The organism is Promicromonospora sp. NFX87 (genome assembly GCF_048564965.1).
In the GTDB taxonomy this organism is placed as follows: domain Bacteria; phylum Actinomycetota; class Actinomycetes; order Actinomycetales; family Cellulomonadaceae; genus Promicromonospora.
Map to the genome: position 1 here is coordinate 3,184,360 of NZ_CP183413.1, position 25,650 is coordinate 3,210,009.

Consider the following 25,650-nt stretch of genomic DNA (forward strand, 5'->3'; position numbering starts at 1 on the left):
CAACCCACGGAAAGGGGTAACGCATGACGTGGCTTACTGACGAGCAGGCGATTGCCCTATGGGCAGACGCCGCCACTATGGATCCGGACGTCCTAGCTCTGCTCTTGAACAGCGCCTATACGGACTGTGTGGAGTTCCTTCCTGCCTTGCCTGAGGGCGAGGACTACGCGGACAAGAGCACGCCAAACCGCATGCTCGCTCAGGCGTATCAGGCTAAGTCTCGATACAACGCCCTTCTAGGTGGCAGTGAGGGCGGCGGCACGGCCGAGCTGTCATTGACAATCTTTCCTTTGGACTGGCAGGTCAAACAGTTACTGCGTCCCAAGAAGGGTCGGCCGGGCTTCTGATGACCACACCAGCCAATCACCTCCGGGCGGTTCTCGAATTCGAGTTAGATGACACATTCGTCATCCTGCCTCTCTCGGCGTCACCCGTTATTCCTACCGGAAAGCACGGCGTCATGCCGTACCGGTCGACGGTTAATCCGCTTATCGGGCTTCTCGGCAACGGGAACATCCGCAACAACACTTTCATGGTTCACGTCATCTCTCCGTTGGCGAACATGGTGACTGCTCAGGCCGAACTGAATGACGCCCTGGATGCCGTTCTAGACGCTCTGGAAACAGACCAGTCACTGGAGTGGACCGAAGCTGTTTTCGAGCGCTACAACGACGTTTTGTGGTGCTACACCATTTCGCTAACTATCGCGAGTTCCCATACGCCGGATGTACCGGCAGATCTTGAGGAGGCCTGACATGGCCGCTATTGCCGTTTCACCGTTCATTCTGCGTGATGTCACGCTCCTAATCGGAACAGACAATTACGAGACGCACACTTCGCAGGTTGAGTTCACTCCGACCGCGTCCCAGGTCTCTTGGACCGGACTCGGGAACAACACTGTGACTTCCCAGACCACCGCCACATGGGTTTGCACACTCGCCCTGGCGCAGGACTGGGATACCCCGGATTCCCTTTCCCAGTACCTCATGGACAACGAAGGTATCCCGGTCGCCTGCACCTTTACCCCCGCCGACGGACAGGGTTCGTTCGCGTCAACGATCACCCCTACCCCGGGTGCAATTGGTGGAGTCGCCGGAGCATTCGCCGTCGCGACTGTCACGCTCGGCTGCACCAAGCCGGTATTCACCCCGGCTGTCTGATCTAAACGAAAGGGCCATCCGTCATCGCACGGGTGGCCCTTTCTCGTATGCACGGAAGGTACACACGACATGGCGCGCGTAAAGATTGACGGAGTCCGGGAAGTCACAGCGGCAGCTACCGCCGTTAAGGCCCTCGACAGGGACGCTAAGGCACAGCTAAGCCGAGCTATGAGCGGTTCCACTCCGAATATCTGGAACAAGGCAGCCGTAGACAGGTTCGCGCGAACTCGAATGGATGTCGCCGTGTTCAACGGAACGCGCGTCAAGGCAAGTTCCACGCGTGTGTCCCTTGAGGCAGGCACCTCGCCGACCATTGCGGCAGACATTGCCGGAGCAGTCGAGTTCGGCGATCCAAACAAGACGTACACGACCTATACCCGCAAGGGGCATCCGGTCACACGGCGCACACAGGAACAGCTACCCGGTCCAGTTCGCGGCGGGCGAGTAGTACATCCCGCGTTCAAGAAAGCCATTCCACGAGTTCTCTCGCTCTACGTCCAGACCGTTGTTCGCTCTATCCACGAAGCATTCGGAGGAAGGTAAGCCATGACAAAGCCAATCAAGATCGATGTAGTCGCTCAGGCGGACCTCAAGGACCTTAAGGGACTTGGCACGACTCTGGATGACGTCGCGGACAACGGCGAATCCATGGGCGCGAAGATCGAACAATCGCTCAAAGACATGGAAGCAAAGGCGCGTCCGACTAACACCGAGTTCAAGGCACTAGCCCGCTCGCTGGACGACCTAGCCAAGGCGTCGGGTAAGTCCAAGACGGAAGCGCTGGACGACCTCAAGGCGGCTGCTGAGAATGCCGGACAGGCGATTGATCAGGGTGTGCTTGAGGCCCTGCACCGTATTGCTAGCCAAGGTGAGAGCAATGTACAGCAGACCGTCAACGCGCTTAAGGAACTGCGTGACGAAGCAAAGAGAGTCGACGACACGGACCCTGAGATAAAGGTCGAGGCGGACACCGATACTGCACTCACGAAGGTGCAGGATCTTGGTAACGAGATCAAGGCGTCTCTTGGCGAGACCATGGGCGAGCTTGCTGGCACGTTCGCGGAAAATGGTTTCAATATGGAGGACGCTTTTGACGGCGTTCTCGAGGTCTCTTCCGAAACCGCATCCCTCATTCCCGGGCCATGGAGCCTCGCTGCACAGGCCGTCATTGTCGGTCTCGCTGGTCTGGTTGGAGAGTCGAAAAAGACTCAAGAGGAGATTGCTGCTGAGGCCGAGGAAAAGGCCCAGCGGTACGAGAGCGCGTACAAGACCGCCTTTGAAAACATCACTACTGCGGGTGTCGCCATGGGTGAAGAGCTGACGATCAACTCGAACGTCAACGCGATTCTTCAGGACTCCGAGAAGCTAGCTGAGGCAACCAAGGTCGCGAACGATCTAGGTGTTGACCGTGGAAATGTGCTGCGTGCTCTAGCAGGAGACGAAGCGGCATATCAGGGAGTTCTTTCAGCAGGTAACGGCGTGTTGGACAGCACGAACGAGCGGTATGACGAACTCGCCAACAAGATGCTGTTTCAGGGCGGTCTGACAAAGGCCGAGCAGCGCGAGTACGACGAGCTGCTAGACGCCCGTGAAGCCGCGCGTAACGCCCTGGACGAGACGACGGACTCTTACGGCACAAACTCGGACAGCATCAATGCCGCTACCGACGCAATGAAAGCCAAGAACGAGCAAGACAAGATTAGCGCCGACAGGCAAATCGACGTAGCTAAAGGGCTAGCGCGTTCCTCGGGTGAGGCTCAGAACTTCGAGGTCACGATCGATGGCGCTACCCACGCTCTAAAGGTCATGCCGAACGGCAAGGTCATTGATGTTTCCGACGAGGGAACTTCACGGCTGACACAGCGCGAGATCAATCGCATTGACGGCAAGAACGTTTCTATCGGCGTTAATGCTGACACGTCGTCTGCCGACAGTTCGGTTGCGACCTTCCGACACAGGACGTACAGCATTCCAGCCACTATCCAACTAAGGGCGGTGTAGACGATGGGCACTATTACAACCTCACTGCCCATTGTGGGCAGTAGGAATCTCCTAGCAGATCCTCACCTCACAGCGACCGTCATGTCTCTTCAGGGCTCGACGGTGACCGACACTCGCCCGACCGTGGGTGGACCGCTCAGTGGTCCGTACATGCACCGTGTGATGACGACGGCGAACACCACCTCGCCCATGTCGATGCCCCTTGGGCCCACCGGCACGGCGGGTATCCCAGTGTCAGCCGGTCAGGCGTTCCGAGGGTCCTGGTACGCGCGTAAGAACCCCACAGGTGGGCCGAACTCGCGTATGGACTGCCGTTGGTATGACGGCTCAGGCGCGCTGCTGTCCACCACTACCGGATCGACGTTCGCCACGACCTCTTGGGCGCGGTACACGCAGGCATTCACGGCACCCGCTAGTGCGGCGTTCGCTACGCCGCTGCTGCTGTGGTCCGGCATAGCGTCGATCGGCCAGCAGCTCGACCTAGCCGAGGCGCAGTTCGAGTTGGGCACCACCGTTACCGACTTCACCGACAACAAGACCATCACTCCGCTTGCTGTCCTGGACTACGGCTTCACCAGAGGCTCTAGGAACGTCGTGTTAGAGCTCTTGGGCTCTGGATACCCAACAGTCTTTCTGCGGCCCGCTCAGAGCCGTTCAGGCACACTCTCGCTGCTATTCGGTTCTGCCGACGACGCACGAAACGCAGAGACCGCGTTCGGTGCGGCTGACCGGTTCCATTTCGAGGAACCGGAAGTAGGGGAAAACTGGCATTTCATCATCACAGGCAATGTCACCGTGGCCAAGGTCGAGGGTGTCAACTACTGGACCGTGGGCGCTGAGTTCCGAGAGGTGGAATCCCTGTGATCGGAATTCTCAATTGGGACATTCGCGCCCTGGATACGACGCTGCCCGTTACTGCCGGGTCCATCAACATCGATGACCAAAACCGGGTAGCGATCATGGCGAGTGTGTCTGTGCCCTTCGATGAAACACTGTTTGAAGGGCTCGACCCAAGGCAAACTCCAGTGCCCCGCGTCAAGCTGAACGGCACACTCACTCAGTGGTATTCGCTGCCGGTATCCGCCATGTCTACCCAAGCCACCACAGCGGGCGGAACCCTTGCTGACCTGACTATCGCGTGGGCGGGCCTAGAGGTACGGGACGTGTCTGCAATGTTCGGCGGCCCGCTCGATCCGACTGCCATTGATAATGACCAGTTGCAAGCGATGTCTCTGGACCTGCACGTCCGGGAAATCAAAACGGACGACTTCGAGATGGTCATAGAGCTTGCATCGGACGAAGCGTTGCTTCAGGACTGGTCTGCGACGTCGTCTAACGACACGGACGCGTTCCTCGAAATCCGGTCCGGCATGGACGAGACCGAGATTTTGGCTTGGGTCGATCCGGTCCTAAGGGTTGTGCTCGGCTACGGGCTAGACCCAACGGTCTACGACACGACGTCACTGTCTGTGCCGTACTCGGACCTATTGACTCCGATTCGGGAGACGAACGCGCTGGACTACCTGCGGCCCTTCCTGGAAGACACGGACCTGAAGCTACGTGTCAATCCGTCCGGTCGGGGCTTCACGTTGCAGAGGCCAGAGAACTACATCAACAACCCTGCTCACCATTCGTGGCTGTTTCTGGAAGACGACGTCATTTCAGCAAAGCGAGTCGTTACACGTAGCGGTGAATGGTACGACTCCGTTGAACTTCACCGGCCGTCTACTGAGGGTAATTCCTACGGCTATCCCACATCCGGTACGCACTCGCGTACGTACCTGGAGAGCTGGGCCGGACGTAAGCCGTCGAGTTCGATGGCACAGAACATCTGGCGTCGAACAAAGAACCGAGGAAGGTTCATCGATCTCGTTGTGCCCATTCACTTGGGCGTGTTCATGCGCGACGAGTTCACGTACCTACCGACTGGCGCAACCCCCGGCCCTGACTACCAGTGGGCGGTCAAGTCCGTGACCTATGACTTGGTCGCGGGGACCATGTCCATTCGCGGAGAACAGCGCTACTAAAGCTTGACCTTATGTGCCTTGCCGGCTCCCCCTCAGGGAGTCGGCTTATAGGCATGTCCAAAAGAGATTGGAAAGACCATGACATTAGATAGTAATGGGATATGGCAGTACACCGAAAGCGAGACGGCAGCTCCAGTCTCGACCTTGCTCAACCGGCTTGCCGACTCGGTAAGTGATGCAGTCGCGCCACTCGTGACCGTGTCCGGCCCGCACGCGGTAGCTGCTGCGGCAGGCTACGCGTCCACCCTGACAGTTGAGCGAGTCGGGCGAATGGTCTACGCCACAGGCGCACTCGCTCCAAATGCAAACTGGGGCACCGCGAACTCGACCAGCAGCACGCCGGTCCTGGCGGGCGGCATCCCGGCGGACTGCGCACCTGCGGCGAACAAGTCGTTTCTGGTCCCGACGGCTGCGGGCACAGTAGCAACATTCTTCCGCGTGACTGTGACGTCAACAGGCAGCGTTACCGTTCGCTGCAATACGAGCACCTATACGTCAAACGTGGTGCTCGACGTGTCGTGGATGGTTCCGTAATGAATGCCGAAGATGCGGCGGTCATCCTTGCCGCTATCGGTGACTCATGGCCTGCCGCACTGGTAGTGATCGCAGGAGTAATCGGGTTCATCGCGTACAAGGCTCTGCCGCTGTTGAAGGACATCCGAGACAAGACCGAAGCCGTTCACCACGAGACACAGAACAACTCTGGCTCGACGATGAAAGACGCGGTAGACCGGACAGAGACAGCGGTTGCAGACCTAGCCGCCAAGCTCGATACACACCTCACCGAGTCCGAAGAATTCAAAGCGTCAGTGCGCGCCGAGATAGACACTCGGGAGGCTGCCCTCCGTGCGGACATAGCCCGCCCGTTCTGGCGTCGGTGATGACGGGGCAGGCAGGGCACGGCAACGGGTGGTCAGGGGCAAAGGTCACCACTGCCCGCAAGTACTGGGCGGCCCTGCTGCCTCTGCCGTGCTGGCTGTGCAAGCGGCCGGTACTCCCCCCAGATAAGTGGGTGGTTGAGCACATCGTCCCCCGATCGATGGGTGGATCACTCACCGACCGCACGAACCAATGGGTATCCCACCGCACATGTAGTGACTCAAGTGGTGGACAACTCGCACACAAGATCAAGAGTGCGACCACGGCTCACGATCGCCGCGAATTCCGCGACTGGACTCAAGTTCGCTGAGTTTTTTGACGTGGCTGAGAGCCCTCGCATGTCTGCCCCTCCCAATGTGCGTGTAATTCGTTTCCTTAAGCAACTAATTCCCCGGAAGGGGTGACTTGTCATGCCCGCAACACCACGGTTTATGTCTGTCGTCCCTGACGGAACGTCGGTTGTCGATACTCAGCTCGGCATGGAAATGCTCGGACTTGAGGCCGACGGCGAAGGTGGGTTGTTCCCCCAGGTGCTCAACATTGGGCGTGTCCTGGGTGCGAGAGATCCTGAGGGCGGGTCGCTTTACAAGACGGTCGTTGTTGAAGTCGGCCGACGTGGCGTGAAGTCCACATCCATCATGGCGACGCTCATTGGTCGGGCCATGAATCGACCCGGCTACAAAGCCGTAATCACGGCTCAGTCAGGGACCATTGCGTCATCGATCGTTCTCGAGCATGGCGAGATGTTAGAGAACAACGGATACGCCGGATACAAGCGCCGAACCTCGGACGACATAGACGGTGACGGAACCATGCGTCTGCTGAGGAACGGCGGACGTGAGCGTATCGAGTTCTCGAACAAGTCTGTGATTTGGTGTGTCCCTCCTACAGCGGCGGCGGTCCGTTCAAAGGCTGCTGACGATATCTGGATTGATGAGGGCGGAGAGCACGACTCGGAAAAGGGGCAGGCGTTCCTTGACGGCGTGCGTCCGCTTATGGACACGAGAGGCGAACTCGCCCAACTGATCCTTTCCGGAACTCCCGGGATAGCGCGTGTGGGAATGTTCTGGGATGCGCTGGAGTCCGTGCGTAAAGGCGAGGACCCTGACGACGGCGTTGTGGATTACAGCGTCTCGGACGTCGAGGCAGGCGAACTCACGGCAAAGCCGTGGGAAGAGCTGAGCGACGAAGAGCAGGAAGCGGAGCGGGAACTCTGGCGCCGTGTGCATCCGGGGCCGACGTCGGTTAAGTCAGACGGTTCGACACTGACCAGCATTCGCACGCTGGAGAAGCGACGCAAGAAAATGCCGTGGCCTCAGTTCGCGCGTGAGTACCTGTGTATCTGGCCTGCCGACTCGCACACTAAGGCGGTCGATATGGGCGCCTGGGCGGCTGCTGAGCAGCCTGCCCCGGAACTGCCGACCAAGTACGCCGTGGCGTATGACGTGGCCCCTGACGGCTCTGCTGCTGCCGTCTGTGCGGCATGGCGGGATGACGACGGAAACGCGTGGCTGGAAGTGCTCCAGTACGCGGCCGGTACGGACTGGCTGCCCGGTTTCGCCAAGGGCATCCGGGACTCCGGGTACCGGCATGCGTTTGCGTTCGACGGGATCGGCGCGAACCACGAACCGGCGAACAGGATGGAAGCGCTCAAGCCGCGTGTGAAGACAAAGTCCATGACGTTCAAGTTTGACATGATGCCGTCTCAGGCGGGGTTCATTCGTGAGCTGAATGCAGGCCGTGTGCGTCACTCCGGGCAGGCATCCCTCACGACGGCTCTTGACGGAGCTGTGTGGCGCAACCTGGACGGCGGGCGGCTGTGGGGCAGGAAAGCGAGCACGAATGACATTGCGCCCGCTGTAGCTGCTGCTGAGGCTCTGCACTACTACGACACGGACATCGTGAAGCGTGGCGGTAGTGCAATGTCGGGCATGTTCGACTAGCAAGGCGAAGGGCCGTACCCAATCCGGGTACGGCCCTTTTCTCGTCTCGGCTCAGACGGTAGGAATCACGTAGGCGCGGGCAAAATGTGTCTTCACAGTAGCTTGGTGAAGATGCCCCGCCTTAGCTTCGTCGCCTTGAACGCCCATCACGGCGTGTAGGTGGACCTTGCCGTCTACTACTTCCCCGTTGCCGGTCATTTCGGCCGTAACGTGATACGTGGTAATCGTGTCGCTCGTGGCGTCGTTCAGGGGCATCGTCGAAATTGTGAAGTCTTCCACTCCGCCAATAAGGGAAACGATGGCAGCGTTCTCGATTCCCGCCTCTTTGACCTGTCGCTGGAGTGAGGAAACTAGTTCGTCGTCGCGGACTTCCAGAACGATCACTGTGCGCCTGTCTGTAGTAGCGGAGAGAGTTCGCGGAGCATATGAGCGGAGCACCAACGTGCGCCGACGTCGCGCGGGTTAACGGTCTCTTGAGCGAACCGCGTGGCCAGATAGTGAGCGTCTTTCGCGTGGCTCTGAGGGTTCGCGGTGATCGACTCCGCCACTGCCCAATCGACGGCGCACACGCGGGCTGTGACGGCCGTTAGGTATAGCCCGCGCATCTCGGAATCACTCACGAGGGATGCGGCTACCTGACTGGCGTAGTCCGTGCGGGGAAGCTTCGCAAGGATTCCCACGGCGTTCACACGCAGCACAGCGTTATCGTCGCCGTCGGACCACTGACGTAGCCGGGCGATAGCGGACCGGTCGGCAAACGACGCGGTCACGATGTCGGTTTGGTGAGTCGTCTGGACCATGGCAAGCGTGTCTGCGTCACCACTGGCAATCGAGGCGACAAGGTCCTTTGCCACGACGCCGTGGACAGCGACCATGGCCGATAGACCGAGGAAGCTTCGCCTGTTCACGCGACTCAGGCTAGCGGCCTCCCTGACAGCGTCTAGGGGCACTTCCAGCACCTGGGACAGGTGGTCCTGCCAGTACACGCCGGGAATTACCTTGCCTGCCTCCCAACGCTTCACAGCGTCTCGCCCTGGCGCTCCGGAAGGGTCTTCCGCCGACACACAGAGCAGTTCGGCTAGGCGCGCCTGAGTCAAGCCCAGCGCCGTCCGCCGGTCCCGGATCAGGTCGTGTATCGCCACGGGTCAATAGTGCCCCCTTGGATGCCCCTCCGGCGAGGTTTCCAGCCGCCTACGGTCGCGCACATGGAACTGACTCGACAGGTCACGCTGCGGCTCGACGACGGGCCGCACGATCCCCCGCGTGTGGGCTGGTGGGAGGTCCATGGTCCGCAGCCGACGACGGACGTCTACGGAATCATTGAGCTGTCCTACAGCTACACGGACGCCGAGATCCCAGTACGCGAGGTGTACGCCTGGTTCATCTACCGCCGCACCGCCCACAAGGGCCGCCGCGTCGGGACGTTCCTGGACGAGATCGCGGACGGCACGGCCGACACGCGCGACGAGGCGTTAGCGCAGGTCACAGCGGCGTGGACAGAGAAGGTCGGGACGCTCTAGGCCGCTAGCGCGAGGGTTGCAGTCTGGTCTCTTTTTGCAAACCACTGGTGCATGTGGCTCTGCAGGCCGAGCCGGTCGATCCGGATCCCGGCCTCCAGCACCGCCTCGATGAGGCACTCGTACGCGGTGGACATGTCGAAGTCGTTGAGCAGCAGCGTCGCACCCGGGTTCTCGGCACGCGCCTCCTCGAACGCCATCCGGATCATCTCCACGCGGCCCTTGACCCGGGCCAGGGGCGTGATGGCGTTCTCCTCGGCGGTGAACACGGGCATGATCACCACCTCGTTGATCGCGTCCCAGGTGTCGATCACGCCGCGGAACGCCCCGACGTCGCGCCGGATACGTTCCCGCTGCAGCCGCTCCACCTCGGCGTCGGGCAGACCGCGGAGCCAGCCCGGCTGGACCGTGTGCCACACGAGCGGGTGCCCCTTGACGACGACGCCACGCTCGGCGAACCAGCGCGCCGCGCCGAGCAGCGGCTCCGTCCGCGGCGCCCCGCGCTCGGGCTCGAACGTGCCCCAGTAGAACGGGAGCGTGGTCTGGTTGAAGACGTCGAACCACGCGTCGGCGAGGCGGCCGTCGTAATCCGAGTCCTGCGAGGTGCCGTTCGCCAGGTCGATCAGGTCGAACCCGATGCAGCCGAACAGGAACGCGTGCCGCGTCTGCCGCACGACGACGTCGTGGTCGGCCAGCGGGGCGCCGTCCGGCCCGCGCAGGGTGACGGTGGCCTCGGCGCGGCGGTGCGCCAGGCTCGGGTCAGGTGTGCGTCCTTCGTCGGGCGCGGTGAAGAGAGAGGTCACGCGCCGACCCTAGCGGCGGCCCTCACTCCCGTGGAGTCACCACGAGCAGATCACCCACGTCGCACTGCAGCACGTCGCAGACCGCCGTCAGCGTGGAGAACCGGATCGCCCGGGCACGGTCGTTCTTGAGCACCGACAGGTTCACCACCGTGACGCCGACCAGCTCGGCGAGCCTGGCGAGCGTCATGCCGCGCTCGTCGAGCAGCTCGTCGAGCCGGCAGTGGACGCGGGCCTCGTCGTCGTCGACAGGCATCAGACGAGGCCCTCGGTGTCACGCTTCAGGCGCGCGCCGCGCTGGAACGCGTAGCCGACGGCGGCCAGCAGGAAGCCCGCCAGGAACAACGGCATGTCGAGCCCCAGCACCACCGACTGACCGGTGATGGCGTCGAGGCTCTCCAGGGCGCTGCTCGCCGCCGTGCCCGCCAGCGACGGGGTGAGCACCGAGGCCAGCACCAGGGTCGCCGCAGCAGTATTGATCGCCACCAGGTTGGCCCGGGTGAAGAACTCGCCCCGGAAGAAGGACCCGCCGAGCAACGTGAAGCAGGCCGCGACCACCAGCAGCGTGATCGCCGGCAGCAGCGCGGCCGCGAGCACCACCGCGAACGGCGCGGGGCCGAGGCCGGAGACGCGGACCACCGCCTCGGTGGCCTCCGCGCCGACCGTGCCGTTCACCAGCAGCTCGTGCGGCACGCCGGCGAGGTCGACCGTCACGGGAACGTCCCGGTTGGGCAGGATCCGCACGAGATCCCGGACGATCTCCACGATCCCCGCGGCAACCATCAGGCCGCCGGCGAGCGCCAGCACCACGAAGTCCGGTCTCGGATTGCTGAGCCAGCGCTGAACCATCGTCGTCTCCTCTTCGTCGACATATCGTTTATCGATACTATCGAAACACGATATGTCGACGCGGTCAACAAAAGCCCCGCCCCGTTGGTCGAGCTTGTCGAGACCCGTCGTGTCACGGCGGGGGTCTCGACAAGCTCGACCAACGGGGTGGGGCTCAACCAACGGGCCGGTCGGGGTTACGTCGCCGCCGGCTCCTCCACCGCCGGGGCCGCGAACTGGCTCGCGTACAGCCGCGCGTACGCGCCGTTCGCCGCGAGCAGGTCCTCGTGCGAGCCCTGCTCCACGATGTCGCCGTGCTCCATCACGAGGATCACGTCGGCGTCGCGGATCGTGGACAGCCGGTGGGCGATCACGAACGACGTCCGGTCCTTGCGCAGCCGGTTCATGGCCTCCTGCACCAGCACCTCGGTGCGGGTGTCCACGGACGACGTCGCCTCGTCGAGCACCAGGATCGCCGGGTCGGCGAGGAACGCCCGCGCGAGGGTGAGGAGCTGCTTCTCCCCCGCGCTGACGCTTGAGCCCTCCTCGTCCACGACGGTGTCGTAACCGTCGGGCAGGGTCCGCACGAACGGGTCCACGTGGGTCGCCCGGGTGGCGGCGAGGAACTGCTCCTCGTCCACCGTGGCGCCGTCCGCCACCCCGTACCGCAGGTTCTCCTCGATGGTGCCCTTGAAGAGCCAGGTGTCCTGGAGCACCATCCCGACGGACGAGCGCAGGTCGTCGCGCGACATGTCGCGCGTGTCGACGCCGTCCAGGGTGATGCGCCCGCCGTCCACCTCGTAGAACCGCATGAGGAGGTTGACCAGCGTCGTCTTGCCGGCGCCCGTGGGACCGACGATGGCGATGGTCTGGCCCGGTTCCGCGACCAGGTTGAGCCCGGTGATGAGCTGCTGGTCGGGCGTGTACGAGAACGAGACGTCCTCGAACGCGACCCGTCCGCGCACGGGCTCCACCTTCTGCGACTCTGCCGGGTCGGCGGTCTGCTCCGGCGCGTCCAGGAGGTCGAACACCCGCTCCGCGGAGGCGACGCCGGACTGCAGCAGGTTCATCATCGAGGCCACCTGCGTGAGCGGCTGCGTGAACTGGCGCGAGTACTGGATGAACGCCTGCACGTCACCCAGCGACAGCGTGCCCGACGCCACGCGGAGCCCGCCGATGACCGCCACGATCACGTAGTTCAGGTTCGCGAGGAACCCCATGGCGGGCTGGATGGTGCCCGAGATGAACTGCGCCTTGAAGCTCGCCCCGTACAGCGAGGCGTTCTCCTTGGCGAAGGCCTCGGCGGTGGACTCCTGGTGCCCGTAGACCTTCACGAGCGCGTGGCCCGTGAACGACTCCTCGATGTGCGCGTTGAGACGCCCCGTGGCCGCCCACTGCTCGACGAACTGCGGCTGGCTGCGCTTGGCGATCTGCATGGTCATGACCACGGACAGCGGCACGGTCACCAGCGCGACGAGCGCCAGGATCGGCGAGATCCAGAACATCATGAAGAGCACGCCGACCACGGTGAGCGCCGCCGTGACGAGCTGCGCGAGGGTCTGCGTGGTCGTCTGGGCCACGTTGTCGATGTCGTTGGTGACGCGCGACAGGATCTCGCCGCGCTGCTTGGCGTCCACGTACGACAGCGGGATGCGGTGCAGCTTCGCCTCCACCTGGTCCCGCAGGTCCCGCATGGTGCGCTGCACGACGCCGGTGGTGATGCGCGCCTGCAGCCAGCCGAACAGGAACGCCCCGACGTACGCCGCGACCACCCAGCCGAGCGTCTGCGCCAGCAGCGCGAAGTCGATGCCCTGCCCGGGCACGACGCCGGGCACACCCGACAGGAGATCGGCCATCTGGTCCTGGCCCTGGGCCCGGAGCGCCGCGATCGCCTGCTCGGTGGTCCCGCCCGCGGGTAGCTGCGCGCCCACGAAGCCCGCGAAGATCACGTTCGTCGCGTCGCCGAGCAGCTTGGGGCCGAGCACGGTGAGCGCCACCGAGCCGATCCCGAACACCATGAGGACCACGACGTTCAGCCGCTCGGGCCGCAACGAGCCGGCGAACCGGCGCAGCGAACCCTTGAAGTCCATGGGCTTCTGCACGGGCATGCCCATGTTGCCCATCGGCCCGGGTCCCGGGCGCGGGTTGGGCGGGCCGGGCGGCGCCGACGGCGCGGCCTTGGTCGTCTTCTCTTCCCCGCTCACGCCGCTCACGCTGCCTCCTCCAGGCTCATCTGGGACGTCACGATCTCCTGGTACGTCGGGTTGTCGGCCAGCAGCTCCGCATGCGTGCCCCTGCCGACGATGCGGCCGTGGTCGAGCACCAGGATCTGCTCGGCATCGCGGATGGTCGCGACCCGCTGGGCCACGATGATCGTCGTCGCGTCCCGGGCCTGTGGCCGCAGGGCCGCCCGCAGCCGCGCGTCGGTCGCGTAGTCGAGCGCGGAGAAGCTGTCGTCGAACAGGTAGATCCGCGGTCTGCGGATCACCGCACGCGCGATCGCCAGCCGCTGCCGCTGCCCGCCGGAGAACGTGGCACCGCCCTGCGCCACCACCGCCTCGAGGCCGCTGCCGTTCTCGTCGTTGCCCAGCGCCTCGACGAAGTCACGGGCCTGCGCCACCTCGAGCGCCGCCCACATCTCCTCCTCGGTGGCGTCGGGCTTGCCGTACCGGAGGTTGTCCGCGATGGTCCCGGTGAACAGGAACGCCTTCTGCGGCACCAGCCCCATGAGCGAGCCCAGGTCGCGCTGCGTGACGTCGCGGACGTCGATCCCGTCGACGCGGACCGTGCCGCCCGTCGCGTCGAACAGGCGTGGCACGAGGTTGAGCAGCGTCGACTTGCCCGCGCCCGTCGAGCCGATGATCGCAGTGATCTGGCCCGGCTCGGCGGCGAACGTCAGGTCGTGCAGCACTGGCGCCTCGGCGCCCGGGTAGCGGAACTCGACGTCCTCGAAGGTGATGCGGCCGCGCGGGCCTTCGTCCTCGCTGGTCGAGCTTGTCGAGACCAACCGCACCGGATTCTCCGGATCGACCACCGACGACGTCGTCTCGAGGACCTCCCCGATCCGCTCCGCGGCGACGGCCGCACGCGGGATCATCATGAAGATCATCGTGGACATCATCACGGCCATGAGGATGTACATGAGGTAGCTCAGGAACGCCGTCAGCGAGCCGATCTGCATGCCCCCCGCCTCGATCTCCCGCGCGCCGAACCACAGCACCGCCACCGAGGACATGTTCATGATGAGCATGACCACGGGGAACGTGAGCGCCATCAGGCGGCCGGCGCGAAGCGAGGTGTCGTACAGCTCCTCGTTCACCACGCCGAAGCGCTCCTTCTCGCGGCGCTCACGCACGAACGCGCGCACGACCCGCAGGCCGGTGATCTGCTCGCGCAGCACGCTGTTGATGGCGTCGATGCGCTTCTGCATGCGCCGGAAGTGCGGCACCATCCGCCACACGATGACGCCAGCCGTCGCGGCCAACACCGGCACGATGACCAGCAGGAGGGCGGACATCGTGACGTCCTCGGACAGCGCCAGGATGACTCCGCCGACCAGCATGATCGGCGCCATCACCATGATGGTGAAGGTCATGAGCACGGTCATCTGGACCTGCTGCACGTCGTTGGTACCGCGCGTGATGAGGGTCGGCGCGCCGAACTGCGCCATCTCCCGCGCGGAGAACGTCTGCACGGTGTGGAACAGGTCGCGTCGCAGGTCCCGGCCGAAGGCCGTGGCGACCTGCGCGCCGAAGTAGACCGCGACGACGGAGGCCACGACCTGGCCCAGCGACACGACGAGCATCCAGCCGCCGGTGCGCCAGATGTGGCCGATGTCGCCGGCCACCACTCCGTCGTCGATGATGTCTGCGTTCAAGCTGGGCAGATAGAGCGCCGCGAGCGTCTGCACCAGCTGCAGGACGAGCACCGCTACCACCGCCCAGCGGTACGGGCCCAAGTACTTTCGGGCAAGCGTGACAAGCATTTAGAGACAGTTCCCTTCGAGGCTGGGGGCTGGAGAACCAGGGATTGGGGCGCCCGGTGCCGCAGTACTGACCGCAGTACTGGAGGCTGCTGCGTCCGGGAGCTCAGGGCCAGACTTTTTCGCCGGCTCGTTCGGTGGACCGGCGAGGCCGTTCACGAGGGCGTCGGCAAGGACGTCGGCGGGGATCGTCGGCAACAGGTTGTCGAACCGCATGTGCGCGCCCGCGATGGCCGACTCGATGAGCGAGATCGCCACGTCGACAGGGACGCGCAGGCGGTGCAGGTCGGGCGCCAGGACTGCCGTGATGCCCGCGACGGTAGCCTCGTGCTGGCTCAGGCGCTGGGCCATGAACTTGTCACGGAACGCGGTCATCCGCTGGCGCGAGGTGTCATCGTCGACCGGGGGCAGGGCTGCCTGCAGGTGACGCAGCACGGACATCCACCGCATAGCCTCCGCAGCGCGGCCGCGGCCCGTCTCGATCACGAGCTCCAGCCGCCGCTCCAGCGGGAGGCCGGGGTCGATGGCGGTGAGCTCGGCGAGCGCCTGCTCCGGCCCGGCCGCGCGGTGCAGCCCCTCGACCGCTACCGCCCCGACCAGCGCCGTCTTGTCGCCGAACGCCCGGAACAGGGTGCCCTCCGCGACGCCGGCGGCCTGCGCCAGCTCGCGCGAGGTGACGTCGACCCCCCGCTCCCCGACCAGCGGGAGCACCGAGTCGACGATGGCCGCCTTGCGGTCCTCGGGCGCCATCGGGGCTGCCCGCCGTCGTGCGTTGTCCATGCCAGGACGTTAAATGAGTGAGCACTCACTCCGCAACTCGTTATCCGGGGAGCGTAAGAACGACGAAGTAGAGCGCCTGTCCGACTCTCCCTCGTGACACCAGGGAGAGCGGGACAGGCGCTCTACTTCGTCGTTCTTACGCTCGGGGTCAGCCGGCCGGCGGGGCCGGCGGGGCCGGGGGCACCGGCGGGGGCGGCGTCGTGCCACCGGCCGGTCGCTGCCCGCGCTCGTGGCTCGGGTCGAACGGCTCGCCCGACCGGGTGCCTGCGCTCGTCGCGTCGGCCACGGCGGCCTCCGCCTGGCGCTGCGCCTCGGCGAGGGCCTCGCTCGGGTCCTGCAGCAGCGGCTTGTCGAGGACCGGCGCCGCGGTCGGGCGCGGGCCGTCGGACGGGCTGCCGCCGCCAGGAGGCGTCGGGATGCCCGGCGTGCCCGGCGTGCCGCCGAAGCCCTGGGCGATGCTGCCCAGCGCCGCGGTGAACTCGGTGGGGATGACCCAGGTCGTGTTCGACGTGCCCTGCGCGATCTTCGGCAGCATCTGCAGGTACTGGTAGGCCAGCAGCTTGGAGTCCGCGTCGCCCTGGTGGATGGCGTCGAAGACCTGGAGGATCGCGCGCGACTCACCCTCGGCCCGCAGGATCTGCGACTGCGCGGCACCCTCGGCGGTGAGGATCGCGGACTGCTTCTCACCCTCGGCGGTCAGGATCGCGGACTGCTTGATGCCCTCCGCGGTCAGGATCGCGGCACGGCGGTCGCGCTCGGCGCGCATCTGCTGCTCCATCGCGCCCTGGATCGAGGGCGGCGGCTCGATCGACTTGAGCTCGACACGGTTGACGCGGATACCCCAGCGCCCGGTCGCCTCGTCCAGCACGCCACGGAGCTGGCCGTTGATCTGGTCACGGCTGGTGAGCGTCTGCTCCAGGTCCATCGAGCCGATGACGTTACGCAGCGTCGTGACGGTCAGCTGCTCGATCGCCGTGATGTAGTTCGCGATCTCGTAGACCGCGGACTTGGCGTCCGTCACCTGGAAGTAGATGACGGTGTCGATCTCGACGACCAGGTTGTCACTGGTGATCACCGGCTGGGGCGGGAACGACACGACCTGCTCACGCAGGTCGACGCCGGCGCGGACCCGGTCGACGAACGGCACCAGCACGTGCAGGCCGGGGTCGAGGGTCTTCGAGTACCGACCGAGGCGCTCGACCACGAGCGCCACCGACTGAGGAACGATCCGCACCGCACGGATCACCGCAACGATGCCGACGATCACGACCAGGGCAATGATCAGATAGAGCAGGACTTGCCCGAATGCTGCCACGACGTCTCCTTACGCGGGCACCTAGGCCCGCACGGAATGTTTCAAGCTTCTGACTGGGACTGCTTCACGCTGGGACTACGACACACGCTGGGACCGCGACAAAGAAGGTCGCGCCTGGCGCCAGGCGCCAAGCGGTCAGGCCGGCTCGACGACGGCGGTCGCGCCGTCGATCTGGACCACACGAACGCTAGTGCCGGCAGCCAGCAGAGGCGACCCGGGTACGGCTCGCGCGCTCCACACCTCTCCGCTGAGCTTGATCAGCCCGGACGCGGTGCTGACCTCCTGGACCACCGACGCGGTGCGCCCCACGTTCGCCTCGGCGTTGGTGGGCGCCTTCGGCGTGCTGTTGCGCAGGTGACGAATGAGCGTGGGCCGCAGCGTCACGAGCAGCACCACGGATGCCACGACGAAGACGATCGCCTGCACCCACAGCGGAGTACCGGCCGCGTTCGCCACGCCTGCGGCCAGCGCGCCGCCCGCGAACATGATGAAGACGAAATCCAGTGACAAGAGTTCGATCAACGCGAATATCAGCGCTGCGCCTACCCACCACAACCAGGCCATGGGTGCTCCCTCCGAGCTTCCACTCCGGCTGGTGACCGGTCGTCGACGGAACCTCTCCGTCGACGGGTCCTCGCGGTGAATCTACCGCCACCTCGGACCTTTGCCCGGACTTTACCAAGGTCCACTGACACTGCGGTAGCAAAACCAGTGTTTCAACTTGGTTTCTTTATGGCGCTGAATTTTTCAGCGTCGACGCCGGCCGAGACGTATTGAGAACGCGCGATTCGAGGCCGGATCGGCGGACCGGTGGGCGGCCGGATCGGACCGCGGTTCAGCGGGCCGCGCGAGCGAGCCAGCGCCCGCCGCCGTGCGCCACGAGGAGCGGGAGCCCGAACGCCGCCGACAGGTTGTCCGCTGTGAGGACCTCCTCGATCGGGCCGGCGGCCTGGATGCCCGCCTTCTTCATCAGCAGCAGGTGCGTGAAGCCCGGCGGGATCTCCTCGACGTGGTGCGTCACGTGCACGAGGACGGGCGACAGCTCGTCGTTCGCAAGCTCGGACAGCGCACCCACCAGCTCCTCACGGCCGCCCAGGTCGAGCCCGGCGCCGGGCTCGTCGAGCAGCAGCAGCTCCGGGTCGGTCATGAGGGCGCGGGCGATCTGCACGCGCTTGCGCTCGCCCTCCGACAGGGTGCCGTAGGTGCGGTCGGCGAGGTGGTCGACGTCGAACAGCGCCAGCAGGTCCTTCGCGCGCTGCTCGTCGAGCTCGTCGTAGGTCTCGTGCCAGCGTCCGGTCACGCCGTAGGCGGCGGTCAGCACGACGTCGCGCACCGACTCCGCCGTCGGGAGGCGCTCGGCGAGCGCCGCGCTCGAGATACCGATGCGCGGGCGGAGCTCGAACACGTCGACCCGGCCGAGGGTCGAGTCGAGGATCTTCGCCGTACCCGACGTCGGGTGGAGGCGCGCCGCGACGATCTGGAGGAGAGTGGTCTTGCCCGCACCGTTCGGGCCGAGCACGATCCACCGTTCTCCTTCGTTCACCTGCCAGTCCACGGAATCGAGGATGGTCGAGGTGCCGCGACGGACGGTGACGCCCGTGAGTTGGAGAACCGAGCTCATGGGTCCCGACCTTACCTGAGGAGCAGTCATTTACAGTTCTGCGGTGGACACCGATCAGGACCTCCCCCGGAGCGTGCTGCTCGCCCTGTGGCTGCAGGGCATAGGCGACACCTCGGACGCTGTGAAGTCCGTGGTGGGCGACGACGAGCCGCACACCGTGGAGGGGCTACCCGGCTTTACCGACGGCACCGACCTCGACACGCTCTTCACCGCCTGGACGACGGGCCCGCGCGAGGTCTGCGCGCTGCTGCCCGCGCCCGGCGACCCGGCGGGTGTGCCCGCGGCCGCCAACCTCGAGGCGACGGACGCCGGGGAGTGCGTGGTGGTCACGACGCCGGACGGGAGCTGGGCGGCGGTGCCGAAGGTCCAGGCGTTCGGCAGCCATATCGAGCCCGGGCACATGGTGACGTGGCAGGTGCTGGAGGTCCCCGCGTGGACCACCCTCGTGCTCGGCGCCATCGGCTCGGTCGCCGACGCCGAGCGTGAGCTCCGCACGAGCCTGATGACCGCCACCGACGCCCTCGACCAGCTCGACGTCGCCCGCTGGCGCGACGACGCCGCCGACGCCATCGAGCGGATCCGGTCCGCCAGCACGTCGTCCTGGCCGGTCCCGCACCTCGACGGGCGGCGCGCCCGGGTGCTGGACCTGGCCAGCCGCCTGCGCGCCATCGTCGCCCTGGGCACGGTCGACGACGGCGGCGCGGTGAACGTCTTCCAGGTCGACCAGCGCTCCACGGCGCTGCGCGAGGTCGACCGTACGGCCCGCCACGCGATGAGCGCGGCCACCTACGGCGAGGTCCGCTGACCGCCTCGCCGCGGGCGGGCGGTCAGGCCCGGCCCAGCACCTGCCGGTAGACGTCCATGGTGCGCTCGCCGATCGCCGACCAGGTGAAGCGCTCCTCGGCCCGACGGCGTCCGGCGGCCCCCATCGCCGCTGCCCCCTCGGGATCGGTGGCGACGCGGGTCAGCGCCCCCGCGAGGTCGGCGACGAAGCGGTCGGGGTCGAGCGGCGTGCCCGTGCCGTCGTCGGACTGGTCGATGGGGACCAGCAGGCCGGTGACGCCGTCGTCGACCACCTCGGGGATGCCGCCCGTCGCCGTGCCGACCACGGGCAGGCCCACGGCCATGGCCTCGAGGTTCACGATGCCGAGCGGCTCGTAGACGCTCGGGCAGACGAAGACCGTGCAGGCCGCCAGGACCGCGACCAGGTCGGGACGCGGCAGCATCTCCTCGATCCAGACGACGCCGGTCCGGGACTCGCGCAGGCGTTCGACCAAGCGCAGGACCTCGGCCATGATCTCCGGGGTGTCGGGTGCGCCCGCGCACAGCACGAGCTGAACCTCCGGGGGCAGCTCGGCGGCGGCGCGCAGCAGGTACGGCAGACCCTTCTGCCGGGTGATGCGGCCGACGAACACGACGGCCGGCCGGTCGGGGTCGATGCCGTGGCGGCGCACGGTCGCCTCTGCGGCGGTCTGCGCGGCATCGTCGTCCGCGGCGGGGCGGCGCCAGCCCGACAGGTCGATGCCGTTGTGCACCACGTGCACGCGCTCGGGGTCGAGCTCCGGGTAGACGCGCAGGATGTCGGCCCGCATGCCCGCCGAGACGGCGATGACGCCAGCCGCGCCCAGGTAGGCGGTGCGCTCGGCCCACGATGAGAGGGCGTAACCGCCGCCGAGCTGCTCGGCCTTCCAGGGGCGCAGCGGCTCCAGGGAGTGCGCGGTGACCACGTGCGGCACGCCGTGCAGCAGGCCGCCCAGGTGGCCGGCCATGTTGGCGTACCAGGTGTGGGAGTGGACCAGGTCGGCGCCCGCTACGTCGTCGGCCATGACGAGGTCCGTGCCCAGCGTGGCCAGTGCGGCGTTCGCGCCCGCGAGCGCCTTCGGGGTCACGTACCCGGTGACGCCGGACGCCTCGGTCGCGGCGTCGCGCGGGCCGTCGAAGCAGCGCACCCGCACGTCGGCGTGCTGCGCGAGCACCGCGGCGAGCTCGGCCACGTGGACGCCCGCACCGCCATAGACGTGCGGCGGGAACTCGCGGGTCAGCAGGTCGACCCGGAGGCTGTCGGCGGGCCGCTGCGCGGTGCGGGGCGCGGGGCCCGGGGCGGGAACGGAACGGGGGGCGAAGCCTGGGGCGGCAGCGACGTCGGACATCTTGCCAACCTAGCGTGCGCGAACTCTCAGCGTGCCAAATGACGGACCAGCGCAAAAGGGCCTAATGTCACCCGTATGGCTTCCGCTCCTCGCGTCCTAGCGATCGTCCTCGCCGGCGGCGAGGGAAAGCGGCTCATGCCGCTGACCGCCGCCCGCGCCAAGCCCGCAGTGCCCTTCGGCGGCATCTACCGTCTGGTGGACTTCGCTCTCTCCAACATCGTCAACTCGCGTTACCTGCACGTCGTCGTGCTGACGCAGTACAAGTCCCACTCCCTGGACCGTCACATCTCCAAGACGTGGCGCATGTCGCCGCTGCTGGGCAACTTCGTGGCGCCCGTCCCCGCGCAGCAGCGTGTGGGCAAGCACTGGTATCTCGGCAGCGCCGACGCGATCTACCAGTGCCTCAACATCATCGACGACGAGCGGCCCGACATCGTGGTCGTGGTCGGCGCCGACCACGTCTACCGCATGGACTTCTCGCAGATGGTGGACGCGCACATCGAGTCGGGGGCGCGGGCGTCGGTGGCCGCGATCCGGCAGCCGATCGGCATGGCCGACCAGTTCGGCGTCATCGACGTCGACCCCGCGGACCCGACGAAGATCCGCGAGTTCCTGGAGAAGCCGACCAATCCCACGGGTCTGCCCGACTCCCCCGGCGAGATCCTCGCCTCGATGGGCAACTACGTGTTCGACGCCGACGCGCTGGTCGAGGCCGTCACGAAGGACGCGGCGAACCCGGACTCCCGGCACGACATGGGCGGCGACATCATCCCGGCGTTCGTCGCGCAGGGCGAGGCCGGCGTGTACGACTTCATCCGCAACGACGTGCCCGGGTCCACCGACCGGGACCGCGGCTACTGGCGGGACGTCGGAACCATCGACTCCTACTACGACGCCCACGTCGACCTCATCGCCGTGCACCCGATCTTCAACCTCTACAACTACGACTGGCCGCTGTACACGGGCTACACCGGCCTGCCGCCGGCGAAGTTCGTGCATGCCGGTCCGGGCCGGATGGGGCACGCGGCGGAGTCCATCGTGTCGCCGGGCGTGCTGATCTCGGGGGCGCAGGCCGCGGGGTCGGTGCTCTCGCCGGGTGTGCACCTGCACTCGTACTCGAACGTGTCGAACTCGGTGCTGATGGACGACGTCCAGGTGCACCGGTACGCGCACGTGCACCGGGCGATCGTCGACAAGAACGTCATCGTCAACGAGCGGGCCCGGATCGGCGTGGACCACGACGAGGACCGCGCGCGGGGCTTCACGGTCACGGAGTCGGGCCTGACGGTGGTCCCGAAGGGCACGGTCGTCGACTGACGGTGCGAGACGCCCGAGCGTGAGGCGCCGAACGTAGGGGTGGTCGCTGTCCGAGCCTTCGGACGGCGACCACCCCTACGTTCGCCTGCGGGACGGCGACCGGGCCTACGTTCGGCGTGGGTTACCGCGGTACGTGGACCGCTCGGCGGAGCGACGAGGTAGTCCGGCACACTGGTGCCCGTGAAGCGACTCATCGTGACCGACGTGGACTCGACCTTCTTCCGCCAGGAGGTCATCGAGCTCATCGCCGAGCATGCCGGCACCCGCGACGAGGTCGCGGCCGTGACCGAGCGGGCGATGCGCGGAGAGCTGGACTTCGCGGCGTCCCTGCGGGAGCGCGTCGCGACCCTCGCGGGCGTGCCCGTCGCGGCGCTGGACAAGGTGCGCGCCGCCGTCGAGCTGACGCCGGGCGCGCGCGAGCTCGTGGCCGAGTGCCAGGCGCGCGGCTGGGCGTTCGGGCTGGTGTCCGGCGGCTTCGCGGAGATCGTCGAGCCGGTCGCGCAGGAGCTCGGCATCACGCTGCTCCGCGCCAACCGCCTCGAGGTCGCGGACGGCGTGCTGACCGGCCGCACCGTCGGCCCCGTCATCGACCGCGCGGCGAAGGCCGCGACCTTGCGCGAGTGGGCCAAGGACCTGCACATCCCGCTGGAGCACACGGTCGCCGTCGGCGACGGCGCGAACGACCTCGGCATGATCGAGATCGCGGGCGTAGGCGTGGCCTTCAACGCCAAGCCGGTAGTGCGGGAACAGGCCCCCCACTCGATCGAGGACCGTCTGGACAAGGTCCTGGACCTCCTCTGAGCCCACCTGTCAGAAACCGACGGACGTGTCAGACGCTCAGGTCACCGGGGTGACTTGTACGTCTGACACGTCCGTTGGTTTCTGACACGTCAGGTCAGGCGGGGCGGGTTACCTCTGTCAGGCGGGCCAGCTTCCGGTCCCAGTCGGACCACGGGGCGTCGGCCTCCAGGACGGAGTACGTCGCCGTCGGGACGCCGACGCGGACCTGCGCGAGCGCGCCGTCCTCCGACCCCGGGCCGGCCAGCAGCTCGGCGGTGCCCGCCATCGCGGGCTCGTGACCGATCACGAGCACGGTCCGGCTGGCGGGGTCGAGCTCGCGCACGAGCGCGAGGACGCCGCGCGGCATCGCTCCCAGGAGCTCGTCGGTGTACGCCACCGGCGGCTCCCCCAGGTGCTTGCGCGCGAGGTCCCACGTCTGCCGGGTGCGCACCGCCCCGGAGACGAGGACGGCGTCGGGCACGAGGCCGGACGCGACCAATGCCGCACCGACCTTCGCCGCCTGGTCCCGGCCACGCAACGCGAGCGGCCGCTGCTCGTCGGGAAGTTCCGACGGCGGCTCCGCCTTCGCGTGCCGGAGCAGCACCAGTCGCCGCACCGGCGACGTAGTGGGCTCCGTGCCCGACGCTCTGCCCATCAGTGCCTCCTGCCCATCTATTGACCCATGGCGTGCACGCCGCCGTCGACGTGCACGATCTCGCCGGTCGTCGCCGGGAACCAGTCCGACAGCAGCGCGCACACGGCACGTGCCGCCGGCTCAGCCGTGGTCTGGTCCCAGCCGAGCGGGGCTCGGGTCGGCCAGGCGTCCTCCATCGTCGCGAAGCCCGGGATGGACTTAGCGGCGGTGGTGCGGATGGGCCCTGCCGAGACGAGGTTGCAGCGGATTCCTTCGGGGCCGAGGTCGCGCGCCAGGTAGCGGTTCGCGGACTCCAGGCCGGCCTTGGCCACACCCATCCAGTCGTAGACCGGCCAGGCGAACTGCGCGTCGAACGTCAGCCCGACGACGGCGCCGCCGTCCGTCATCAGCTCACGCGCGGCAACGGCTATCGACTTGTACGAGAACGTGGAGACGTGCAGCGCGGTGGCGACGTCCTCCCAGGTACCCGTGAGGAAGTTGCCGCCCATGACGGACTGCGGGGCGAACCCGATCGAGTGCACCACGCCGTCGAGCCTGTCGAAGCCCTCCGCGCGCACGGCGTCGGCCAGCGCGTCGAGGTTCTCCTGGTTGGTCGCGTCCAGCTCGACCACCGGTGCCTCGACCGGCAGCCGCTTCGAGAAGGCCTGCGTGAGCTTCATCTGCCGCCCGAAGGACGAGAGAATCACCTCGGCGCCCTCGTCCTGAGCGAGCCGGGCTGCGTGGAATGCGATCGACGAGTCCGTCAGCACGCCCGTGACGAGCAGCTTCTTACCTTCGAGGAGACCCATGTTGTCCTTCCGTTCGGGCGCAGGCGTGCCGAAGCAACCCCTGCGCTGGGTGCGAGCGTAGTGCGAGTTACGGCGTGGAACGAAACTCCGCGCCGTGCCTCATGGCAAAAGTGGTGGATATGTTCGGGCAAAACCGCAGGCCGCGGCGGCCAGAGTACGGCTCAGTGCCCCATCCCGAGACCACCGTCGACCGGGATGACCGCGCCGGAGACGTAGCCCGCGGCGTCGGAAGCGATGAACGACACCACGGACGCGATCTCGTCCGCCGAGGCGAAGCGCCCAGCCGGGATCGTCTTGAGGTAGCCCGCGCGCACGTCCTCGGACAGCGCGGCGGTCATGTCCGTCTCGACGTAGCCCGGCGCCACGACGTTCGCCGTGATGCCGCGCGCCCCGAGCTCGCGCGTGATCGACCGCGCCATGCCGACCAGGGCGGCCTTGGACGACGAGTAGTTGACCTGGCCGGGGCCGCCGGACATGCCGACGATCGAGCCGATCAGCACGATGCGGCCCTTGCGGGCCCGGATCATGCCCTTCGACGCGCGGCGCACGCAGCGGAACGTCCCGGTGAGGTTGACGTCGACCACGGACTCGAACTCGTCGTCGCTCATGCGCATCAGGAGCTGGTCCTTGGTGACGCCGGCGTTGGCCACGAGCACCTCGACGGGACCCATGTCCTTCTCGATGGCGGTGAACGCGGCGTCGACGGCGGCGGAGTCGGTGACGTCGGCCACATAGGCCTCGACGCCCTTCGGCAGGTCGCCACCACGGTAGATGGTGGCGACACGGTCGCCGTCGGCCACGAAACGCTCGGCGATCGCGCGGCCGATGCCGCGCGCGGCGCCCGTCACGACGACTACCCGGCCGGTAGGACCTGCGGCGATGCTCTGTGTGTCGGGCGTGGTGGTCACCTGAACTCCTCGATGCTGTGATGATGCACGTTCGCATGAGGCCGCGCGAGGCTGGGGCGGCGGCCGGTACCTGGCTCGATCCGGGTCCGTTGCGACGCTACCCCGCGCGTCGGGCGGACGCCGCGCGCGGCGGGCCCACAGGGATCCACCGGTCCTTGTCGGTTTTCTACAACAACCTGTGAGCAACGCCGCGCGTCCG

General features: G+C 66.5%; 27 protein-coding genes. 12 read left to right on the forward strand and 15 right to left on the reverse strand.

Features of this window, described 5'->3' with window-relative positions; all coding sequences use genetic code 11:
- Positions 1-23: 23 nt before the first annotated feature.
- The 8 genes from ACNYC2_RS14285 to ACNYC2_RS14320 all read left to right on the forward strand — a co-directional run bounded on the left by ACNYC2_RS14285 (position 24) and on the right by ACNYC2_RS14320 (position 8,010).
- On the forward strand, positions 24-347 hold the full coding sequence (locus tag ACNYC2_RS14285) for a hypothetical protein (RefSeq protein WP_419707661.1): 324 nt from the start codon (positions 24-26) through the stop codon (positions 345-347).
- Positions 347-754: a hypothetical protein gene (locus ACNYC2_RS14290; RefSeq protein WP_419707662.1), complete on the forward strand. Its 408-nt coding sequence runs from the start codon at positions 347-349 to the stop codon at positions 752-754. Before ACNYC2_RS14285 ends, ACNYC2_RS14290 begins: the two co-directional genes overlap by 1 nt.
- A 1-nt stretch (position 755) precedes the next feature.
- Positions 756-1,160: a hypothetical protein gene (locus ACNYC2_RS14295; protein ID WP_419707663.1), complete on the forward strand. Its 405-nt coding sequence runs from the start codon at positions 756-758 to the stop codon at positions 1,158-1,160.
- A gap of 546 nt (positions 1,161-1,706) precedes the next feature.
- Positions 1,707-3,161: a hypothetical protein gene (locus ACNYC2_RS14300; protein ID WP_419707664.1), complete on the forward strand. Its 1,455-nt coding sequence runs from the start codon at positions 1,707-1,709 to the stop codon at positions 3,159-3,161.
- Between the two features lie 162 nt (positions 3,162-3,323).
- Positions 3,324-4,025: a hypothetical protein gene (locus tag ACNYC2_RS14305; RefSeq protein ID WP_419707665.1), complete on the forward strand. Its 702-nt coding sequence runs from the start codon at positions 3,324-3,326 to the stop codon at positions 4,023-4,025.
- Positions 4,022-5,188, forward strand: coding sequence for a hypothetical protein (locus tag ACNYC2_RS14310; protein ID WP_419707666.1), 1,167 nt, complete (start codon positions 4,022-4,024; stop codon positions 5,186-5,188). Before ACNYC2_RS14305 ends, ACNYC2_RS14310 begins: the two co-directional genes overlap by 4 nt.
- Before the next feature lie 533 nt (positions 5,189-5,721).
- Entirely contained in the window at positions 5,722-6,069 is a 348-nt protein-coding gene (locus ACNYC2_RS14315) for a hypothetical protein (protein ID WP_419707667.1), read from the forward strand.
- 477 nt (positions 6,070-6,546) lie between these two features.
- Positions 6,547-8,010 carry a hypothetical protein gene (locus ACNYC2_RS14320; protein ID WP_419707668.1) on the forward strand — a complete coding sequence of 488 codons (1,464 nt, stop codon included), beginning with the start codon at positions 6,547-6,549 and terminating at the stop codon, positions 8,008-8,010.
- Positions 8,011-8,061: 51 nt separating this feature from the next.
- Here ACNYC2_RS14320 and ACNYC2_RS14325 read toward each other — a convergent pair whose 3' ends face one another.
- Together ACNYC2_RS14325 and ACNYC2_RS14330 are read right to left on the reverse strand one after the other, a co-directional pair.
- Positions 8,062-8,394, reverse strand: a complete 333-nt coding sequence (locus ACNYC2_RS14325; RefSeq protein WP_419707669.1) for a PCC domain-containing protein — start codon at positions 8,392-8,394, stop codon at positions 8,062-8,064.
- Complete coding sequence (locus tag ACNYC2_RS14330) at positions 8,391-9,152, reverse strand: helix-turn-helix transcriptional regulator (protein ID WP_419707670.1); 762 nt, start codon at positions 9,150-9,152, stop codon at positions 8,391-8,393. Before ACNYC2_RS14330 ends, ACNYC2_RS14325 begins: the two co-directional genes overlap by 4 nt.
- Before the next feature lie 63 nt (positions 9,153-9,215).
- Between ACNYC2_RS14330 and ACNYC2_RS14335 the strand changes: the two genes are divergently transcribed.
- Positions 9,216-9,530 (forward strand): hypothetical protein, encoded by a 315-nt coding sequence (locus ACNYC2_RS14335; protein ID WP_419707671.1) that lies wholly within the window; start codon positions 9,216-9,218, stop codon positions 9,528-9,530.
- On the opposite strand, the gene ACNYC2_RS14340 is transcribed toward ACNYC2_RS14335, so the two are convergent.
- The 9 genes from ACNYC2_RS14340 to ACNYC2_RS14380 form a co-directional block, all read right to left on the reverse strand.
- Positions 9,527-10,330, reverse strand: coding sequence for an endo-1,4-beta-xylanase (locus tag ACNYC2_RS14340; RefSeq protein WP_419707672.1), 804 nt, complete (start codon positions 10,328-10,330; stop codon positions 9,527-9,529). The two genes, ACNYC2_RS14335 and ACNYC2_RS14340, sit on opposite strands and share 4 nt — an antisense overlap.
- Positions 10,331-10,352: 22 nt before the next feature.
- Positions 10,353-10,583: a helix-turn-helix domain-containing protein gene (locus tag ACNYC2_RS14345; RefSeq protein WP_419707673.1), complete on the reverse strand. Its 231-nt coding sequence runs from the start codon at positions 10,581-10,583 to the stop codon at positions 10,353-10,355.
- Complete coding sequence (locus ACNYC2_RS14350; RefSeq protein WP_419707674.1) at positions 10,583-11,176, reverse strand: hypothetical protein; 594 nt, start codon at positions 11,174-11,176, stop codon at positions 10,583-10,585. Before ACNYC2_RS14350 ends, ACNYC2_RS14345 begins: the two co-directional genes overlap by 1 nt.
- A gap of 176 nt (positions 11,177-11,352) precedes the next feature.
- Positions 11,353-13,278 (reverse strand): ABC transporter ATP-binding protein, encoded by a 1,926-nt coding sequence (locus ACNYC2_RS14355; protein ID WP_419707834.1) that lies wholly within the window; start codon positions 13,276-13,278, stop codon positions 11,353-11,355.
- An 86-nt stretch (positions 13,279-13,364) separates the two neighbouring features.
- A complete protein-coding gene (locus tag ACNYC2_RS14360) occupies positions 13,365-15,140 on the reverse strand; it encodes an ABC transporter ATP-binding protein (RefSeq protein WP_419707675.1) in 1,776 nt (591 codons plus the stop codon).
- Positions 15,141-15,917: a TetR/AcrR family transcriptional regulator gene (locus tag ACNYC2_RS14365; RefSeq protein ID WP_419707676.1), complete on the reverse strand. Its 777-nt coding sequence runs from the start codon at positions 15,915-15,917 to the stop codon at positions 15,141-15,143.
- Between the two features lie 148 nt (positions 15,918-16,065).
- On the reverse strand, positions 16,066-17,232 hold the full coding sequence (locus ACNYC2_RS14370) for an SPFH domain-containing protein (protein ID WP_419707677.1): 1,167 nt from the start codon (positions 17,230-17,232) through the stop codon (positions 16,066-16,068).
- Between the two features lie 135 nt (positions 17,233-17,367).
- Positions 17,368-17,796 carry an NfeD family protein gene (locus tag ACNYC2_RS14375; protein ID WP_419707678.1) on the reverse strand — a complete coding sequence of 143 codons (429 nt, stop codon included), beginning with the start codon at positions 17,794-17,796 and terminating at the stop codon, positions 17,368-17,370.
- Positions 17,797-18,067: 271 nt separating this feature from the next.
- Positions 18,068-18,853: an ABC transporter ATP-binding protein gene (locus ACNYC2_RS14380; protein ID WP_419707679.1), complete on the reverse strand. Its 786-nt coding sequence runs from the start codon at positions 18,851-18,853 to the stop codon at positions 18,068-18,070.
- A 43-nt stretch (positions 18,854-18,896) separates the two neighbouring features.
- Here ACNYC2_RS14380 and ACNYC2_RS14385 point away from each other — a divergent pair, with 43 nt between their 5' ends.
- Positions 18,897-19,658: a hypothetical protein gene (locus ACNYC2_RS14385; protein ID WP_419707680.1), complete on the forward strand. Its 762-nt coding sequence runs from the start codon at positions 18,897-18,899 to the stop codon at positions 19,656-19,658.
- Between the two features lie 22 nt (positions 19,659-19,680).
- On the opposite strand, the gene glgA is transcribed toward ACNYC2_RS14385, so the two are convergent.
- A complete protein-coding gene (gene glgA / locus ACNYC2_RS14390; protein ID WP_419707681.1) occupies positions 19,681-21,003 on the reverse strand; it encodes a glycogen synthase in 1,323 nt (440 codons plus the stop codon).
- Between the two features lie 75 nt (positions 21,004-21,078).
- On the opposite strand from glgA, the gene glgC reads away from it, so the two are divergent.
- The gene (gene glgC, locus ACNYC2_RS14395) at positions 21,079-22,320 is read left to right on the forward strand and encodes a glucose-1-phosphate adenylyltransferase (protein WP_419707682.1); all 1,242 of its coding nucleotides are present in this window, start codon (positions 21,079-21,081) and stop codon (positions 22,318-22,320) included.
- 174 nt (positions 22,321-22,494) lie between these two features.
- Positions 22,495-23,121 carry a phosphoserine phosphatase SerB gene (gene serB / locus ACNYC2_RS14400; RefSeq protein ID WP_419707683.1) on the forward strand — a complete coding sequence of 209 codons (627 nt, stop codon included), beginning with the start codon at positions 22,495-22,497 and terminating at the stop codon, positions 23,119-23,121.
- 94 nt (positions 23,122-23,215) lie between these two features.
- Here serB and ACNYC2_RS14405 read toward each other — a convergent pair whose 3' ends face one another.
- The 3 genes from ACNYC2_RS14405 to fabG all read right to left on the reverse strand — a co-directional run bounded on the left by ACNYC2_RS14405 (position 23,216) and on the right by fabG (position 25,451).
- Complete coding sequence (locus tag ACNYC2_RS14405) at positions 23,216-23,755, reverse strand: SixA phosphatase family protein (protein WP_419707684.1); 540 nt, start codon at positions 23,753-23,755, stop codon at positions 23,216-23,218.
- A 17-nt stretch (positions 23,756-23,772) separates the two neighbouring features.
- Positions 23,773-24,543: an enoyl-ACP reductase FabI gene (fabI, locus tag ACNYC2_RS14410; protein WP_419707685.1), complete on the reverse strand. Its 771-nt coding sequence runs from the start codon at positions 24,541-24,543 to the stop codon at positions 23,773-23,775.
- A 161-nt stretch (positions 24,544-24,704) separates the two neighbouring features.
- Positions 24,705-25,451 carry a 3-oxoacyl-ACP reductase FabG gene (gene fabG, locus ACNYC2_RS14415; protein ID WP_419707686.1) on the reverse strand — a complete coding sequence of 249 codons (747 nt, stop codon included), beginning with the start codon at positions 25,449-25,451 and terminating at the stop codon, positions 24,705-24,707.
- Between the last annotated feature and the right edge of the window lie 199 nt (positions 25,452-25,650).